Origin of the sequence: Microtetraspora sp. AC03309 (assembly GCF_020826795.1) — a bacterium.
GTDB classification, from domain to species: Bacteria; Actinomycetota; Actinomycetes; order Streptosporangiales; family Streptosporangiaceae; genus Microtetraspora; species Microtetraspora glauca.
Map to the genome: position 1 here is coordinate 104158 of NZ_JADDIL010000021.1, position 16455 is coordinate 120612.

A 16455-nucleotide genomic window follows, 5' to 3' on the forward strand; every position below is an offset into this window, starting at 1 on the left:
GATGACAAAAAGGGCACAATGCCCGCTGGAGGTGGCCTCATGGCGAAGGCAGGACGTGCGGCGGCGACCTGGCGAGCCTACCGGGAGGTGTCCAAGCCGGGTTCGCCCGGCCTGTTCACCCGGCTCAAGGCGATGCCGAGAATGCTCCGCGGAGCGGTCAAGGGCAACTATCCGCACCTCGGCAAGGGCCAGCTCGCGATGTTCGCGGCCGGCCTCGCCTACATCATCTCGCCCGTCGACGCCATCCCCGACTTCCTGCTCGGGATCGGCATCGTCGACGACTTCGGCGTCTTCATCTGGCTGATGTCCTCGCTGCTCGGCGCGAGCGGCCGGTACGTCGAGTGGGAGCGTGAGGACCTAGAGCTCCTCCATCAGAAGCCACGCTCGTGACGGCAGCGGGTGCCCGAACAGCCGCGCGGCGTTGCCGTACGCGACCCGGGCGATGTCGGCCGGAGGCAGGGTGCCGAGGTTGCGCGTGACCGCCCGCTGGGTGTCGGGCCAGGAGGACTCGGCCCGCGGGTAACCGCTCTCCAGCAGGACGTGCTCCATGCCGACCGCGAGCCGGACCCCGCCGAGCGCGCTGTCGTCGAGTGTGCCGAAGAAGAAGTTGCGCCGCAGCACCTCGCTCGGCTTGAGCCCGCCCTCCCAGCTCGCCTCACCGGCGACCGGGTGGTCCAGCGCGTAGTCGGCACGCTCGGCGAGCATCGGCAGCCAGCCGACGCCGCCCTCGACGATCAGGATCCGCAGCGAGGGGAAACGCAGCGGGACGCCCGACCACAGCCAGTCGGCGCACGCGAACATCGCGCTCGCCGGGATCAGCGTGGTGATCGCCTCGATGGGGGTGTCCGGCGAGGGGACCGGGGCCCAGGAGGACGCGCCGGTGTGCAGGCAGACGACGGTGCCGGTCTCCTCGCAGGCGGCGAAGAACGGGTCCCAGTGGCCGCTGTGGATCGACGGCAGCCGCAGCCGGGTGGGGAACTCGGGGAACACCACGGCCTTGAAGCCTCGGGCGGCGTTGGCCCTGATCTCCTTGGCGGCCACGTCCGGGTCGAGCAGCCAGGGGAGCTGTAGCGCGATCATCCGCTCGGGGTAGGTGCCGGCCCACACGTCGACGTGCCAGTCGTTCCACGCCTTGACCAGCGCCAGGCCGAGCTCCTGGTCGCGCGTCTTGGCGAAGAGCATGCCGGACTGGCTGGCCAGCATGCCGGGGAAGCAGAGGGCGGCCCAGATCCCGGCTCGGTCCATGTCCTCGATGCGGGCCTCGATGTCGTGGCAGCCGGGCCGCATGTCCTCGAAGCGGACCGGGTCGAGCGTCCACTGCTCCTTCGGCAGGCCGGCGCCCACGTCGAGCCCCGCGCAGGGGTAGGTCGCCCCGCCGTACCGCCAGACCTGGTGGCCCGCGTCCGTCTCCACGATCTTGGGCGCCAGGTCCTTGTACTTTTCGGGGAGGCGATCCTCGAAGAGATCCGGCGGCTCGATCAGATGATCGTCGGCGGAGATGATCACATAGTCCCGCCGCCTCGGCTCTGGGTCGGGATGCAGCGGCGTAGTCACAGGAGTAAACCGTAGAGCCAAGGAATAACACCTAACAAGCTGCGAGGTCTCCGGTTGGTATCCGTTCGTTCACCAGGCGCTTCACGACTGGGCGCGAACCTCTTCCTGATCCTTCCCGGCCCCGTCGCCCTCCGCGTCCGCGGCCGACAGATCGCGGGCCTCGCGGCGGATGAGCAGGAACCAGCCGCCGACCGCCACGCCGATGAACAACCACCATTGCACGGAGTACGCCAGGTTGAGCCCTCCGCCGCCGCCCAGGTCGGGCGCGGGTACCGGTTCGGGCGCGCGGTCGGCGGTCGGCCGCTGCCCGGTCAGCTCCACGAATCCCCCGTACAGCCGGTACGGCAGGGTGGCGCCGATGTCGGTCGTGTTGACGAGCAGGACCTGGCCGGTGGGAAGTCCGGCGGACCGGTTCCTGATGCCGGTCGTGTCCTCGGTCTCGGAGGGCTTGAGCCGTCCGGTGACGGTCACCTCGCCCGACGGTGGCGGGGGCACCTCCGGCCGGGTCTCCGCCGTGGCGCCCGCGGGCACCCAGCCCCGGTTGACCAGGACCGCGCCCTGGGGCGTGACCAGCGGGGTGACCACGTAGAAGCCGACCCGGCTGTTCTGCGGGCGCCGCCGTACGAGCAGCTCGTGGGACGCGTCGTACTTCCCGGTCACGGTCACCGGCCGGAACTTCACGTCGGATGACACGGTTCCGCCGACGGTGTCCAGCCGGTCGAGAGGCACGGGCGCGCTGTTCAGGTTGGCGGTGGTGCGCTCGCTGGACGCCGACCGCTCCTCGAACCGCCCGAACTGCCACTTCCCCAGGAAGAAGAACGCGGGGATGAGGAGCAGCACCAGCAGGTGGAAGGCCAGCCAGCGGCGGGTCAGCAGGAACCGGTACACGCCATCCAGCGTAGGCACGGCACCGAGTGGTCCCGCTACCGGTCCCCACCGGTCCCCACCGGTCCGTGCCGTTCTGCCGGGCCGTTCAGACGACCGTGCGGGGGCCGGGGATCGGGGTGACGGAACGCGGGTCGGGGACCTCGTGGTCGTCGTCACAGCGCAGGCGCAGCGTCACGGGGGCGCCGCAGTCGCGGTGGGTCAGCAGGACGGGCGGCCCGCCCGCGTCGGCGAGGTACCGGTCGCCCCAGTGCATCAGCGCTACCAGGATCGGATAGAGGTCCATCCCCTTCGCCGTCAGCCGGTACTCGTCGCGCTGGCGCTGCCCCGGCTCCTGGTAGGGCGCCTTGCGCAGCATGCCCTCCTCGACCAGGCGGGTCAGCCGCGCGCTGAGGACCTGCCTGGGCGCGCCGGTCGCGGCCTGGAGGTCGCCGAACCGGCGGACCCCCATGAACGCTTCACGGAGCACGAGGAAGGTCCATTTCTCGCCGACCACGGCGAGGGTCCGCTCGATGGAGCAGTTGTCCACCCGGGAGGCCCGCATGTCACGCATCGTAGGTCATTCCCCTCGCATCCCATCTCAGTCTAGATGGCATACTCAGCCGGTGGCCGAGGCCCCGAGGCGTGCAAGATCCGGATCGATCGAGGTGGGAACGGATCCCGCATTTGCAGAACAAGGTTCTGTTAGTCCACCATTGAGGGGTGAGAACCGGAAAGAACGGGCGTGACGGCAGAAGCCGGATCATCGAAGGCGCCCTACGCCGCTTCAGTCAGGACGGTGTCTCCGCCACGACGCTCGCCAGCCTCCGCGAGGAGAGCGGCGTCAGCGTGGGTAGTTTCTATCACCACTTCTCCAGCAAGGAACACGTTTTCGGCGTCCTGTACGCCGAGACGCTGCAGATGTACCAGGACGCGTTCGTCGCCGAGCTCGTCCGCCACGAGGAGGCCCGTGGAGGCATCGAGGCCATCGTGGCTCTGCACATGGCGTGGTGCGGGGAGCATCCGGAGCGGGCGCGGCTGCTGATCAGTGAGCGCCCGCCGCGGCGTGAGGAGCCGGGCGGCCCGGAGGTCTCCGAGGCCAGGCGCGCGTTCTTCCGGCAGGTCTCCGACTGGTGGAAGCCGCACATGAAGGCCCGGCTGCTGCAGCCGGTGCCCGCGACCATGTGCTACGTGCTCTGGCTCGGCCCCGCCCAGGAGATGTGCCGCCTGTGGTTCGCCGGCGCGCACCAGCCCACCGACGAGGAGATCAAGGGCCTGTGCGAGGCCGCGTGGAACAGCCTCAGACAGGGGTGACGGTTCTCATGGACAGGACGCGGGTGGGGACCCGCCACACCCGCTTGTCCAGCGAGATGTCGAGTCTCAGGTCGTGCCTGCGGCGGCTCATCCCGGGCACCCGGATCCGGTCCATGACGTCGTAGCGGCCCCGGCGGCGATATCCGAAGCCGAGCTCTCCGGGCAGCACTCTGATCTCGTCCGTGTTCCCGCAACGCGGGCAGGTCCACGCGACCAGATCCCTGCCCCGGTTGTAGTCGTGGCAGGCTCCGAAGTAGTCGTCGGGGACGAAACGCGACTCGCAGGCCAGGCAGGGAAGCATCATCGTAGGGTTCCTCGTGGACGGCGGACTGCCCTAACAGATACGCGTGGCTGCTTGAAGGCCACTTGCATTGGACTTACAGGGATAGATTTCCTCTCGTGCACGTGCCATCCGATCTGGTCCACCGGCTTCGCGACCGCTTCGCCGAGTCCGGCTACACCATCGACGGCGTTCGAGAGCGGCTGGGCGGCGTGGCCGCCGCCGCGCTGGCGCGCGAGGAGCTCGTTCCCGCGCTCCGGGCGACCCGCGACAACGATCCGCTCGGCACGCTGATCCGCCTGTGGTGGCTCGGCGTGCCGGTGAGCACGGCCGCCGCCGACCTGCCGCTCGCCGACCTGATCGAGGCCGGGCTGGCCGTCAGGGTGGGGGACGCCGTCCAGGCGACCGTCCACCTCCAGCCCTGGGACATCGGCGGCGAGACCCCCGCCTGGGTGGTCTCCGACCGGAAGGTACGGCCCGGCGACCCCGCGCTCCGCAGGGACCACGTCGTCGGCGCGGGCGGGGCGTCGGCGAATCTCGCCCAGCTCGCCTGGACCCCGCCCGTGGAGAGCGCGCTCGACCTCGGCACCGGCTGCGGCGTCCAGGTCCTGCACCTGGCCGGCCGGGCCGCGCGGATCGTCGCCACGGACGTGAACCCGAGGGCGATCGAGCTGGCCGACCTGAGCTGGCGGCTGTCCGGCGTCCGGGACGTCGACGCGCGTACGGGCTCCATGTTCGAGCCGGTCGAGGGCGAGCGGTTCGACCTGGTCGTCTCCAACCCGCCGTTCGTGATCTCTCCGGAGGGCCGGTTCACCTACCGCGAGTCGGGGTTCCCCGCCGACGGTTTCTGCCGCGAGATGTTGCGTCGCGCGCCGCGCCACCTCAACCCCGACGGCCACGGCCGGTTCCTGGCCAACTGGCTGCACGTCAAGGGCGAGGACTGGCAGGACCGGGTGGGCGGCTGGCTCACCGGCACCGGCTGCGACGGCTGGGCCGTACAACGTGATGTGCAGGACCCCGCGGAGTACGTCGAGCTGTGGCTGCGCGACGCGGCCGAGCAGGGGACGACGGCCTACCGGCAGCACTACGACGAGTGGCTGGCGTGGTTCGAGTCGCTCGGCGTCGTCGGCGTCGGGTTCGGCTGGATCTCGCTCCACAACTCGGGCGCGATGGACCCGGTCGTCCGGGTGGAGGAGCTGTCCCAGCGGGTCGAGCTCCCGGTCGGCGCGTACGTCCCGGACGTGCTGGACGCCGTCACGACCGCGCACCGGATCGGTGACGAGGAGTTGCTGAACGCCTGCCTGGCGGTCGCGGACGGCGTCGTCGAGGAACGGGTCGGCCCTCCGGGCGCCGACGACCCGTCCCGGATCGTCCTGCGCCAGACGGGCGGCCTGTGCCGTGCCGCGAGCGTGGGCACCGTGGAGGCGGCGCTCGCCGGGGTGTGCGACGGCGAGCTGCCGCTCCGCCCGCTGCTCGCCGCCATCGCCGAGCTCACCGGGGACGACGAGCGGGAACTGCTGGACCGTGCTCCGGCGGCACTGCGCCCGCTGGTCGCCGAGGGCTTCTTCAGGATCGCGCGGGCGGCTGCAAACACGCGTTGATCGGACGTTGAACCGGGGTCGCCACCCTTGGCAGGTCGGCACGGATCTGGGGGGTTCGAGATCCGGGTCACACCCGGCCGGCCGTCGTCACGAGGCGGCGAGCCGCCACCAGGTGCTCCGGAATACACCGGGCCCCCTATGCACAGGGTGGCGGTCGGACGGCCGGCCGGGTCACATGTCCTCCGCGCGGGTCCGGTGATGGAAGTGATCGAGTGTGATTAATCACGTCCGCATGACGCGTCTGGACGACGACCTGCGCGTCGACCTACACGTCGATCCGGTCGGGTTCCAGGAGGAGGGCGCGGACGTCGTCGGCCTCGGGAGAGCCGAGCCGGGTGAAGAGCCCGAGGGCCTTCTCTAGTGCCTCCCGGCCTCGCGGACCCTCGCCCATGCCGCGCAACGCCTTGCCGAGCGCGGTCAGGGACTGGGCCTCGCCGTACGGATGGGTGATCTCGCGGCTCACGGTCAGCGCCTGCTCGGCGTGGCGGGACGCCTCGGCGAAACGCCCGGCGGCGATGAACGTCGCGGCGAGCCGGTAGCAGACCCGCTGCTCCCACACCCGCTGGTTGCTGGCCCGGAAGAAGTTCAGGCACTCGGCGTGGTGGACGACGGCCTCGTTGAGCCTGCCGACGTAGGACAGGACGATGCCGAGGTGGTAGCGCGCCCTGGCCACACCGGCGCCACTGCCGATCTCGGTGAAGATGGCCAGGCCGTGCTCGGACGCGGCGATGGCCTCGTCGACCCGCCCGAGGCCGAGATGGTCGCGGGCGGAGTAGCTCAGTACGAGGGCCTCGCCGGCGGGGTTGCCGACCTCGCGGTAGACGTCGGTCGCGTGGCCGAACCATTCGAGCGCCTCGGTGTGCCGGCGCAGGCGGCCGGCCACGACGGCGAGCGCGTTGTACGTCTCGCCGAGCACAATGGTGTCGCCGGTCTCCAGGGAGAGCTCCCGCGCCCGCCGGAACTGCCCCTCCGCCGCGTCCAGCCGGTTCATCCCGAACAGGACGCGGCCGAGCACGTAGCGGCAGCGCGTCTCGCTGTGCCGGTCTCCGGCCCGCTGGGCGGCCGCGAGGACGGCCCCGGTCCGCTGCTCGAACTCCCGGCCGCTGGTGCCGGACTCCAGCAGCGGCTCCATCGCGAGCAGCAGGTCGGCCGCGGGCAGCAGCAGGCTCGCGGTGCCGGCGGCCTGCCCGATGGAGGCGAACAGGTCCTCGGCCTCCACAGAGAGCCAGGCGACCGACTCGTCGGCCGAGGAGAAGGTGTGGCCGGGCGTGCCGATGTCCGTGAGCGCGTCGGCGATCGCGCTGCCCTCGTAGGCCAGCCGGTGGGCGGACCTGGCCGAGGCGAGGTAGAAGCCGAGAAGGCGGCGCAGGGCGGCCATCCGCTCCGCGGGTTCCTCGGTGTCCTCGGCCTGCCTGCGGGCGAAGAGCTTGAGCAGGTCGTGGAAGCGGTACCGTCCCGGCGCGGGGGCTTCGAGCAGGCTCGCGTCGACCAGCGACTCCAGCAGGTCCTCCGCGGGACCCGGGCGCATGTCCAGTACGGCGGCCGCCGCGAGGGTCGAGATGTCCGACCCCGTGGGCAGCGAGAGCAACCGGAACGCCCGCGCCTGCTCGGGATCGAGCTGGCCGTACCCCAGGGCGAAGGTCGCGGAGACGGCGAGGTTGCCGATCTTCAGCTCGTCGAGGCGGCGGCGCTCGTCGGCCAACCGGGGGACGAGCGAGGCGACCGTCCAGGAGGGCCGGGCGGCGAGCCTGGCCGCCACGATGCGTACGGCCAGCGGGAGGAAGCCGCAGGCGGCGACCACGTCCATGGCCGCGGCCCGCTCCGCCCGCACCCGGTCGCGGCCGGCGACCGCGGAGAACAGCGACAGCGCCTCGTCGGGCTCCATCACGTCGAGGTCGACGAGCCGGGCCGACGGCAGGTCGGCGAGCTTCCCGCGGCTGGTGATGATCGCCGCGCATCCGGCCGAACCCGGCAGCAGATGCTCGACCTGCTCGGCGTCGCGCGCGTTGTCCAGCAGCACCAGCATGCGCCGGTCGGCCAGCAGCGAGCGGAACAGCGCGGACCGCTCGGCCAGGCCGTCAGGGATGACGTCGACGGGGATGCCGAGCGCACGCAGGAACGCGACCAGCGCCGTCTCCGGAGGTGTCGGCTCCGTGCCGTAGCCGCGCAGGTCGGCGTAGAGCTGCCCGTCGGGGAACAGGTCGTGGGCGAGATGGGCGACGTGGACGGCGAGCGCGGTCTTGCCCACGCCGCCGATGCCGGACATGGCGGCGACCGGCACGCCCTCGCTCTCGGCGAGCAGCGCGAGCAGGCGGTTGACCAGCGTCCCCCGCCCGGTGAAGTCGGTCACCGCGGCGGGGAGCTGGGCGGGCCTCGGCATGTCGACGGCGGGTCCGGGGTCCGTCATCGCTGTTCCCGGCGCCGTCCCCGCTGTCGTCCCGGTCACTCCCGTCGTCCCGGTCGTACCGGTGGTTCCTGTGGTTCCGGTCGTCCCCGCGCCCGTGTCACCGGTGAGGGACAGCGTGGGGTCGGCCGCGAGGATGCGCCGGTGCAGGGCGGCGAGGTCGGCGCCGGGTTCGATGCCGAGTTCGTCGATCAGCGCCTGCCTGGTCTCGGTGAACACCGACAGGGCGTCGGCCTGCCGGCCGCAGCGGTAGTACGCCAGCATGAGCTGGGCGCGCAGTCGTTCGCGCAGGGGATGGTCGGCGGTGAGCGCGACCAGTTCGGAGACGGCGTCGGCGTGCCGTCCGAGCGCCAGGTCCAGGTCCATGAGGGTCTCGACCGCGCCCATCCGCCGCTCGGCCAGCCGGTCCCGCTGTCGCTCCGCGTACGGGCCGACCGCGCCGGCCAGCGGCTCTCCCGACCAGAGGGCGAGCGCCTCGCGCAGCGTTTCGGCCGCGTTCCGCGTATGGCCCGCCTGGCGGGCGGCCTCGGCGGACGCGCAGCCGCGCTCGAAGTCGGCGAGGTCCAGGCCGCTCGTGCCGATGACCAGCGCGTAGCCGCGGCCCACCGAGGTGAGCAGCTCGGGGCGGGTCCGCGGTGAGCGGTCCGGCTCCAGCACCGTGCGCAGCCGCGACACGTAGGTGCGCAGCGCGCCGAGCGCCCGGGGCGGGGCGTCCTCGCCCCAGATGCCGTCGATCATCTCGTCCGGCGTGACCGGGCGGCCCTCTCTGAGCAGCAGCATGGCGAGGATGGAACGTTGCAGAGGGGTGCCGAGGTCGAGCTCGATCCCGTCACGCCAGGCGAGGACAGGTCCGAGTACCGCGAAGCGCAGCCCGTCCGCGGTGGCGCGACCTGCCATGTGCGTCTCCGATACGCATATTCAGTGACTCCTCCGCTCTCTGAAGAGAGCGGCTTCTCGCTTCCCTCGGATGAGGTGGGCGACGGCCAAGCCCTGACCGGTTCGAACCAAGGAACCATAACAGGGAGGTGATCTCTCCGCCGAAAAACGCCCGCACTCCTCGCCCGACATGTCGGGAAGTTTCCCGATCAAATGATAGATGCGGCACGACCTGGTCAATAGGGAGCGCCGGACTCGTTAATCGAAGCGTTGATTGTCCGTTGATCGGGTGACAAGTCCGATCCGGGAAGCTGAGAGGCAGAGAGCATGGCCCCTGCGGGGGCGGCCATGCTCTGGAGATATCGCGGAGTCCTCCCCGGGCCTGGGGTGCCCGGTGGAGGACCTCTTCCTTTTCAAGCCGGGTGCAAATGGCCGTCAGGGCCCTGAAAGCGCCCTGCAGGCGAGGCGGCCTATCACAGAGGTGCACCCCCGGAAGCATCCCGCCCGGGGATCGTCCTCGAAAACGGGAGAACAGAAATGCGTCGCTCCGTCCGCAACATCCTCGGTCTCGCCGCTGCCGCCGCCACCATCGCCGTCGGCATCCCGGCCTTCTCGACCGCGGCCGGCGCCTCCACCCTGGGCGCCTCCACCACCGCCTCGCCCCACTCCTTCGACTACGACGGCTACTGGGGCTCGTACTGGTCCAGCAACCGGCTGGCCAGGGCCAAGGGCTACATCGACGTCAACTACACCGACGACGAGTCCAACCGCGTCCGGATCACCGGCAAGCTGTGGGACCTCGACCGTCGTACGTACGCGCAGGGTGGCAAGTGCGCGTACATCCGGTTCCGCGTCCAGTCCTGGGACGACGAGGAGAACGACTGGTCCTCGACCTTCAAGTCGTACAAGTACTGCGGTGGCGGCAGCTACAAGCAGTTCAGCTTCTGGCGCTACGACGTGGCGCAGGTCCAGGCGCAGGTCTGCCAGATCGGGCTGTACAGCAACTACCCGACCCGCTGTGGCTACTGGAACGACATCTACAACGCGTACGACGAGGACTACAACTACGAGTTCTGAGTCGGAAACGCGAGCGTGGCCCGTCCTCCGGTCAGGAGGACGGGCCACGTCGTTCTGTGTGGAGGTCCAGGTTGAAGGTCAGGCGGCTACGACGAGGCCGAGCCTCGCGCGGAGCCGTTCTCGAACCGTCGGCCATTCAGGGCTGAGGATCGAGTAGTACGCGGTATCTCGGACCGTGTTGTCGGCGCCTCGGCTGTCCGCTCGTCGCACACCGTCCAGGTGCGCGCCGAGGGCCTCGATGGCGGCCCGGGATCGTGTGTTACGTACGTCTGCCTTGAGAGTGATCCGGTGAACCTGCCAGGTCTCGAAGGCGAGGGAGAGCATCATGAACTTGCTCTCCCTGTTGACGCCGGTGCCCTGGGCTGACGCAGCCAGCCAGGTGTAACCGATGTCCGCCACCGACGGGACCTCGCCCACCACGCCTTTGGTGCCTGGTGGCCAGGGCATGGGGCCCTGCCAGTACTCCAGGTTCATCAGACGGGTGGCACCGACCACGCGGTCGGTGTGCAGCCACCGGATGGCGAAGGGCAGTGTGCGGCCCTCCGCCTGCTCAGCCAGGGCGGCCTCCACATAGGAGACCATCTCTTCCCGTCCTTCGGGAACGCGAGTGAAGGCGTAAGTAGAACGGTCCTCACTCGCCGCGGCGACGAGGTCGTCGACGACCGCGAGGCTGAGCGGTTCCAGGCGCACGGAGCGCCCGAACAGGGTGACAAAAGCGGGCATGAGCACATGATGGGGGCTCGAGCACGCTCTCGGTGCCAAATGGTAGGAGACATCTTTCGAAGCCTCCGGTAAAGCACCCAGGCTAGCCGTATAACCGCAGGTCAGAGCGGTGAACGCGACCCCACTGACCGGCTGCCGAGGGTAAAGATTCAACAACGATCACCAGGCGGGCGTGGAGACCCCCACGATGACGTTGGCCGGGGCGCCGAAGGCGGCCTGATCCACCCGGATCCGCCGGGTTCCGGTCAGGGCCGCGAGCCCCTTCTCCAGGTGATCCAACGACTCCGCGATCCACGGCAGAGCGAGCGGATCATCGGCCCGCAGAGCGGCGAGTCGCTGCTCGGCGGTCTCGCCGTACAGCAGGCTGGTGGCGACGCGCACGCGCGGAGCGCCGGGCAGATCGCCGAACGCGGTGCCCGGGAGCACCCCGATGCCGTGCTCCTCGATCAGGGCCGCGGTCAGGTCGGCCGACGACTCGAAACCCGGGATCTCCGGATAGAGGTAGAACCCGCCCTGCGGCTGGGCGACCGAGGCCCCGGCCTTGACGAACCGGTCGGTGACCGCCCGGGCCACGATCCCGTGCAGCCTCCTGCTCTCCGCGACGCGCCGGACGAGTTCGTCCGGCTCCGTGAAGGCGTATGCGGCCGCGTGCTGCACCGGGGCAGCCGCGCTGGACCAGATCTCGCTGGCCACCGCGAGCAGCCGGTCGCGCAGGTCGTGATCGACCAGCCTGGCCACGCCGATGCGCCATCCGCCGACGGCCAGGCTCTTGCTCAGCCCGCTCGTGATGATCGTGCGCTCGGGCGCGATCTCGGCCGGGCTGGTGTACTCGGCGACCGGATCGTGCACGAGATCGCGGTAGATCTCGTCCGAGATGATCGTCAGATCGAGGTTCCTGGCCAGCTCGGCCAGCCGCCGTACGGTCTCCGGCCGGGCCAGCCGGCCGGTCGGGTTGTCGGGCAGCGTGACCAGCAGGGCCGTCACGGTGCGGCCCTGCGCCCGCGCGTGCAGGACGGCCGAGGCGACCAGATCGGGATCGGGCACCCCTCCCTCGCCGGGGGGTGCCGGGACCATGATCGGCCGGACGCCGATGATCTCCGCCTGGGCGGCGTAGCTGACCCAGCTCGGCATGGGCAGCACGATGTCCCCTCCCAGCGCGAGCATGAGCCCGAAGAGGAGCGCCTTGCTGCCGGGGCCGCAGACCACGAGGTCGGCGTCGGTCGGCAGGCCGCGTCGCGACCAGTACCCGGCGACGGCCTCGCGCAGCTCGGCGGATCCCGCCACCTGGCCGTAACCGTTGTTTCCGCTGGCCTCCGACATCCTGCGGCGAAGCTCGGGGTGGACGGGCAGGCCGGCCTCGCCGAAGGCGAGGTGAAGCACCCGCTGTCCAGCGCGGCGTCTTCGCTCGATGTCCTCGTTCGCCGCCAGCGTGGCCGACAGGGTCACATTCATTGGGGTTGCCTCCCTGGGATTCCGTCGATTTCGCCCCGTTTCGGAAATCGCCGGACTGGCCCGGTGTGTACGGAACGTTCCCAGGGTGGATGGGTATAGGCATCAGCACAAGCGAGGCTTTTCGGTGGTAGGAGTAAGAAAAACCGATGCTCGATCTACGACGATTGATCTTGATTTGTGAGTTCGCCCGACGGGGAAGCATCGCGGCGACCGCGTCGTCCCTGGGCTACAGCGCGTCGGCGGTCTCGCAGCAACTCGCCGCGCTGGAGCGGGAGGCCGGCGCCGTACTGATCGACCGGACCTCCCGGAGCGCGGAACTCACCGACGCCGGGCGGCGCCTGGTCACCCACGCGGAGCGCATCCTCGCCATGGTGGAGACCGCGGAATCCGACCTGTCCGCCCACGCGTCGACGCCGTCCGGGCGGGTCGTGGTCACCGCCTTCGCGACCGCCGGGGTGGCCTTCGCGCCGGCGCTCACCCGGTCGCTGCGCCGGCACAAGCAGCTGTCACTGCGGCTGCGGCAGAGCCGTTCCGGGCGGGGCCTGCGCGAGGTCGAGTCGGGTGAGGTGGACATCGCCCTGGTCGACGACTGGTGGGGGAGGGTGCACGGGCACGCCACGCTGAAGGCGTTCCCGCTGCTCACCGACCCCCTGGTGCTCGTCGTGCCGCGCCGCCACCCGATGGCCGACCAGTCCGTCCCCGTCGATCTGGCGGCACTGCGCGAGGAGTCGTGGATGGCCACGCCCGACGGCGAGCCGTCCCGCACCGCCGTCGACCGGCTGCTCGCCGACGTGGGCGGGCTGCCTCCGATCGCCTGGGAGTTCGAGGGGCTCGGCACGATCCTCAGCCTGGTGGCCAAGGGCATCGGCATCGCCGCGGTGCCCGCCCTGGCGCTCGCGGCCGGGGTCCGGGGTGTCGCCGTGCGGGAGTTCCCCGGCGAGCCGATCGAACGCCGGGTGTACGCGGTGGCGAGGGAGTCGAGTGTCCAGCGGCCGTCGATCGCGGCGACGCTGCGCGCGCTCCACGTCGCCGCCCGCTATCTCGCCGCCGATCTGGGCTACCTGAGCGGGGTACGCGACAGGGACAGTAGCTTGTCCTGACGTGAGTCCTTCATATGATCTGGAGCGGCTTCTGTGCTCCTCCGGAGCGCGCACGGTCGCCGGCGTCGACGAGGTGGGGCGCGGTTCCTGGGCCGGCCCGGTCGCGGTCTGCGCCGTGGTGACCGACATGTCCCCACCCCCCGACGGCCTCACCGACTCCAAGCTGCTGACCCCCGCCCGCCGTACGACCCTGGCGGCCGAGATCGAGTCGTGGGCCGCCGGGATCGGGTACGGCGAGGCGTCGGTCGAGGAGATCGACACGCTGGGGATGACGGAGGCGCTGTGCCGCGCCGCACGCCGGGCGCTCTCGGAACTGCCCGAGCGGCCCGGCGCGGTGATCCTGGACGGCAAGCACGACTATCTGGGCTCGCCCTGGGCGGTGCGGTGCCAGACGAAGGCCGACCTCACCTGCGTCTCCGTGGCCGCCGCCTCCGTGATCGCCAAGGTGCGGCGGGACGCGTTCATGGCCACGCTCGGCTTCGAGGAGTACGGCTTCGCGGACAACGCGGGGTACCCCTCGCCGGTTCACCAGGAGGCGCTGGCGGAACTCGGTCCCACGCCCCACCATCGCCTGTCCTGGTCGTACATGGACGACCTGCCTCGGTGGCGCCACCTCAAGCGGCACCGCAACGCGCTCGCCGGAGAGGGCCAGCTCTCCCTCTTCGGCTGACCGTCGGCTCTGTAGGCGCGGATCCCCGCCTACAGAGCCGATGCCGGCTCCCGCGTGGTCAGCAGTCGACGAGTTCGGGCTTCTGGTTGAGGATCTGCGCCCGGGGCGTGACGAACTCCTCGAACGCGCCGGTGGCCGCGGGATGGAACACCGCGACGCGATGGCAGTTCTGGAAGGCCAGCCGTACGCCGAAGTGACGTTCGAGCGCGCCGCGCATCGCATCGCTGGCGAGGCAGCGCAGCAGCTGGCCGCGTGCGGCCTCGTCCGGCGGCGGCACCTCGTTGTCGGCGAAGTCGGCGCCGGACCGGTCGCGCTGCTCGACCAGCCCGCTGATCAGCGACCAGGCGTACGGCAGCGAGTCGCGCACACAGGCGACGAACGCCGCGTCCTCGACCTCGCCGGTGCGGGCCTGGTCGAGCAGGTCGGTGGGAACGGTCAGCGACATGGATCTCTCCTCTTGTAAGGGATGGAAAGGCCTGTGGTCTCGGATGTGACGTTAGGCCGGGCTCGGGCACGCCTCCATGTGGCGCAGAGGCGACACCTTGATGGAGGCGGGGCCGTACACGAACTCGGGGTCGATCTGGGTGGAGAGGTCCTCGCCGGTGGCGCGGTCGGCCCACGCCCTGGCGTTGCGCAGGTGGAACTCGGCCGCCTGCGCGCCGAACCTCTCCCAGTCCTTGGGTTGCGCGTCGACGCGCTTGAGCAGAACGGCGAGCGCGTCGTGGTTGTCGGCCTCCAGGGCGTCCAGCGTGAAGGACTGCCCCTGCTCCATCGCCCGCACGGCGGGTGAGTGCCCGAACCAGGTGAGCAGGTCGTCTCCCACGTGCTCGCGGAGGAAGTCGACGTCGCGCGGATCCTGGACCTTGTTGCCGACGACGGAGACGGCGACGCCGAAGTCGGCGGCGTGGTCGCGGTACTGCCGGTAGACGCTCACGCCCTGCCTGGTCGGCTCGGCCACCAGGAACGTGACGTCGAACCGGGTGAACAGGCCGGAGGCGAAGGAGTCGGCCCCGGCGGTCATGTCGACGACGACGTACTCGCCCTGGTCGTCGACCAGGTGGTTGAGGTAGAGCTCCACCGCGCCCACCTTGGAGTGGTAGCAGGCCACGCCGAGGTCGTCCTCACCGAACGGGCCGGTGACCATCAGCGAGACGCCCTCGACCCGCTCCGACGGGAAGAACGGATCGTCCGGACGGATCAGCCGGGAGCCCCGGCCGGGCGGTGTCGTCTTCACCATCGACGCGGCGTCGCGGATCCGGGGGTTGTCGCCCCGGAGGTAGTCCTTGATCTCGCCGATCATCCCGCCGAGCGGGCGTGGGGTGCCTGTCGCGCCGAGCGCGAGGCCGAGGTGCTGGTTGATGTCGGCGTCGATCGCGACGACCGTCCCGCACTGCGCCGCGTACCTGGCGAAGAGCGACGACAGGGTGGTCTTGCCGCTCCCGCCCTTGCCGACGAACGCCACACGCATGCTTCCCTCCTAGCATGGTTATGAAAATCATTTTCTGTGGGCACCGTGATGATGCCACAGCGAGGGGCGCGGGCGAAGGAGAACCGCGGAGGGAAGGCGGCCCGGAGCGTCAGGCGGTGGGCGGGGTGAAGAGCGCGACGATCCTGGACAGCGTGGGGCGCAGCGTGTCCCAGTCCTCGGCCACGGTCGTCCAGGTCAGCACGCTGGTGGTGGCCCCGGTGGAGAGCACCCGGCGGAACTGGTGGTAGGTCACCCCCTTCTCCAGGTGGTTCCGGGGGGAGGACGCGCGCGGCCGGAACGTGAACTCCCAGTCCGCCGCGGTGCCGTGCTCGCTGGACACGGAGGCGAGGCGGAGCCGCTGGTAGCCCTTCACCTCGGGATAGAAGATCGCCTCGGCCTCGCGCAGCGAGCCCAGGGCGTCGGTTCCGCTCTGCCGGGTGATCTCGATGTCGAACCGCGCCCGCGACGACGGATCGAGCCACTGGTACACGGCCTCACGCCCGACGGAGGTGAACCGCACCCAGTCACGGGGGACGGCCGCCCGCCACCCGTGGTCGGGCGGGCTCGGCCGGTACCACTTCAGCTTCAGCCTCGCGGCGCGTACCGGGCCGGGCGACGGCGTGACGGCGGCCGGTGACATGGCCGGTGTCGCGGCGGGTTCCGCCCCCGGCGTCCGGGCCGCCGGAACGGCGGGACCCCCGGTTCCGGCGAGGGGGATCCGCTCCGTGCCCTCCGCGACGCCGGGCCGCGACATGGCCCAACCGCCCACCGCTCCCGCGACGACGACCGCCGCCGCCACCCCCGCGACCAGCCTCGTACGGCTCCCGCCCCGCGGCCGGGCCTGCGGTTCGGGGGCGGGTTCGAGGTCGGCGAGCATCCGGTCGGCGTCCTCCGGCGTGAGCCGCTTTCTCGGATCCTTCGCCAGCAGGCCGCCCACGACGGGCCGCAGCGCTTCGGGCACCGGTGCCAGGTCGACCATCCGATCGGCGGCGCGAGGAGGCCGGTGGGTGACCGCCGTGTGCAGCGTCGCGCCGAGCGCCCACAGGTCGGAGGCCCGGGTGGGGGCCTGGGC

General features: G+C 70.9%; 15 protein-coding genes and 1 pseudogene. 6 read left to right on the forward strand and 10 right to left on the reverse strand.

Going from position 1 to position 16455, the window contains the following annotated elements; genetic code table 11:
- Window positions 1-39: 39 nt before the first annotated feature.
- Window positions 40-390 carry a YkvA family protein gene (locus IMZ11_RS15100; RefSeq protein WP_228641816.1) on the forward strand — a complete coding sequence of 117 codons (351 nt, stop codon included), beginning with the start codon at window positions 40-42 and terminating at the stop codon, window positions 388-390.
- Here IMZ11_RS15100 and IMZ11_RS15105 read toward each other — a convergent pair.
- The 3 genes from IMZ11_RS15105 to IMZ11_RS15115 all read right to left on the reverse strand — a co-directional run bounded on the left by IMZ11_RS15105 (window position 358) and on the right by IMZ11_RS15115 (window position 2983).
- Window positions 358-1554 carry an amidohydrolase family protein gene (locus IMZ11_RS15105; RefSeq protein ID WP_061256211.1) on the reverse strand — a complete coding sequence of 399 codons (1197 nt, stop codon included), beginning with the start codon at window positions 1552-1554 and terminating at the stop codon, window positions 358-360. The two genes, IMZ11_RS15100 and IMZ11_RS15105, sit on opposite strands and share 33 nt — an antisense overlap.
- Before the next feature lie 81 nt (window positions 1555-1635).
- Window positions 1636-2460: an SURF1 family protein gene (locus tag IMZ11_RS15110; protein ID WP_228641818.1), complete on the reverse strand. Its 825-nt coding sequence runs from the start codon at window positions 2458-2460 to the stop codon at window positions 1636-1638.
- 67 nt (window positions 2461-2527) lie between these two features.
- Window positions 2528-2983 (reverse strand): helix-turn-helix domain-containing protein, encoded by a 456-nt coding sequence (locus tag IMZ11_RS15115; RefSeq protein WP_228641820.1) that lies wholly within the window; start codon window positions 2981-2983, stop codon window positions 2528-2530.
- A 158-nt stretch (window positions 2984-3141) separates the two neighbouring features.
- On the opposite strand from IMZ11_RS15115, the gene IMZ11_RS15120 reads away from it, so the two are divergent.
- Window positions 3142-3732: a TetR/AcrR family transcriptional regulator gene (locus IMZ11_RS15120; RefSeq protein ID WP_228641822.1), complete on the forward strand. Its 591-nt coding sequence runs from the start codon at window positions 3142-3144 to the stop codon at window positions 3730-3732.
- Here the strand turns inward: IMZ11_RS15120 and IMZ11_RS15125 are convergent.
- Complete coding sequence (locus tag IMZ11_RS15125; RefSeq protein WP_061256217.1) at window positions 3719-4036, reverse strand: hypothetical protein; 318 nt, start codon at window positions 4034-4036, stop codon at window positions 3719-3721. The genes IMZ11_RS15120 and IMZ11_RS15125 overlap by 14 nt on opposite strands.
- Before the next feature lie 95 nt (window positions 4037-4131).
- On the opposite strand from IMZ11_RS15125, the gene IMZ11_RS15130 reads away from it, so the two are divergent.
- The gene (locus IMZ11_RS15130) at window positions 4132-5613 is read left to right on the forward strand and encodes a methyltransferase (protein WP_061256219.1); all 1482 of its coding nucleotides are present in this window, start codon (window positions 4132-4134) and stop codon (window positions 5611-5613) included.
- A 265-nt stretch (window positions 5614-5878) separates the two neighbouring features.
- Here the strand turns inward: IMZ11_RS15130 and IMZ11_RS15135 are convergent, their stop codons facing one another.
- A complete protein-coding gene (locus IMZ11_RS15135; RefSeq protein ID WP_228641824.1) occupies window positions 5879-8914 on the reverse strand; it encodes an AfsR/SARP family transcriptional regulator in 3036 nt (1011 codons plus the stop codon).
- Between the two features lie 516 nt (window positions 8915-9430).
- On the opposite strand from IMZ11_RS15135, the gene IMZ11_RS15140 reads away from it, so the two are divergent.
- Window positions 9431-9970 (forward strand): hypothetical protein, encoded by a 540-nt coding sequence (locus IMZ11_RS15140; protein ID WP_228641826.1) that lies wholly within the window; start codon window positions 9431-9433, stop codon window positions 9968-9970.
- Window positions 9971-10048: 78 nt separating this feature from the next.
- Here IMZ11_RS15140 and IMZ11_RS15145 read toward each other — a convergent pair whose 3' ends face one another.
- A complete protein-coding gene (locus IMZ11_RS15145; protein ID WP_228641828.1) occupies window positions 10049-10693 on the reverse strand; it encodes a GNAT family N-acetyltransferase in 645 nt (214 codons plus the stop codon).
- A 159-nt stretch (window positions 10694-10852) separates the two neighbouring features.
- A complete protein-coding gene (locus tag IMZ11_RS15150; RefSeq protein WP_228641830.1) occupies window positions 10853-12145 on the reverse strand; it encodes a pyridoxal phosphate-dependent aminotransferase in 1293 nt (430 codons plus the stop codon).
- 146 nt (window positions 12146-12291) lie between these two features.
- On the opposite strand from IMZ11_RS15150, the gene IMZ11_RS15155 reads away from it, so the two are divergent.
- Window positions 12292-13245, forward strand: a complete 954-nt coding sequence (locus tag IMZ11_RS15155; protein WP_228641832.1) for a LysR family transcriptional regulator — start codon at window positions 12292-12294, stop codon at window positions 13243-13245.
- A gap of 1 nt (window position 13246) precedes the next feature.
- Window positions 13247-13915, forward strand: a complete 669-nt coding sequence (locus IMZ11_RS15160; RefSeq protein WP_228641834.1) for a ribonuclease HII — start codon at window positions 13247-13249, stop codon at window positions 13913-13915.
- A 58-nt stretch (window positions 13916-13973) separates the two neighbouring features.
- Here IMZ11_RS15160 and IMZ11_RS15165 read toward each other — a convergent pair whose 3' ends face one another.
- The 3 genes and pseudogenes from IMZ11_RS15165 to IMZ11_RS15175 all read right to left on the reverse strand — a co-directional run.
- A complete protein-coding gene (locus tag IMZ11_RS15165) occupies window positions 13974-14360 on the reverse strand; it encodes an SCO5389 family protein (RefSeq protein WP_228641836.1) in 387 nt (128 codons plus the stop codon).
- Between the two features lie 51 nt (window positions 14361-14411).
- Window positions 14412-15383 carry an ATP-binding protein gene (locus IMZ11_RS15170; protein WP_228641838.1) on the reverse strand — a complete coding sequence of 324 codons (972 nt, stop codon included), beginning with the start codon at window positions 15381-15383 and terminating at the stop codon, window positions 14412-14414.
- Window positions 15384-15492: 109 nt separating this feature from the next.
- Window positions 15493-16455 (reverse strand): annotated as a pseudogene (locus IMZ11_RS15175) (hypothetical protein); the annotation flags it as partial.

Bases quoted from the DNA above. Each gene is read 5' to 3' on its own strand.
- IMZ11_RS15100 (WP_228641816.1), top strand. From the start codon at position 40: ATGGCGAAGGCAGGACGTGCGGCGGCGACCTGGCGAGCCTACCGGGAG.
- IMZ11_RS15115 (WP_228641820.1), bottom strand. From the start codon at position 2,983: ATGCGGGCCTCCCGGGTGGACAACTGCTCCATCGAGCGGACCCTCGCC.
- IMZ11_RS15125 (WP_061256217.1), bottom strand. From the start codon at position 4,036: ATGATGCTTCCCTGCCTGGCCTGCGAGTCGCGTTTCGTCCCCGACGAC.
- IMZ11_RS15135 (WP_228641824.1), bottom strand. From the start codon at position 8,914: ATGGCAGGTCGCGCCACCGCGGACGGGCTGCGCTTCGCGGTACTCGGA.
- IMZ11_RS15140 (WP_228641826.1), top strand. From the start codon at position 9,431: ATGCGTCGCTCCGTCCGCAACATCCTCGGTCTCGCCGCTGCCGCCGCC.
- IMZ11_RS15145 (WP_228641828.1), bottom strand. From the start codon at position 10,693: ATGCCCGCTTTTGTCACCCTGTTCGGGCGCTCCGTGCGCCTGGAACCG.
- IMZ11_RS15150 (WP_228641830.1), bottom strand. From the start codon at position 12,145: ATGAATGTGACCCTGTCGGCCACGCTGGCGGCGAACGAGGACATCGAG.
- IMZ11_RS15155 (WP_228641832.1), top strand. From the start codon at position 12,292: ATGCTCGATCTACGACGATTGATCTTGATTTGTGAGTTCGCCCGACGG.
- IMZ11_RS15165 (WP_228641836.1), bottom strand. From the start codon at position 14,360: ATGTCGCTGACCGTTCCCACCGACCTGCTCGACCAGGCCCGCACCGGC.
- IMZ11_RS15170 (WP_228641838.1), bottom strand. From the start codon at position 15,383: ATGCGTGTGGCGTTCGTCGGCAAGGGCGGGAGCGGCAAGACCACCCTG.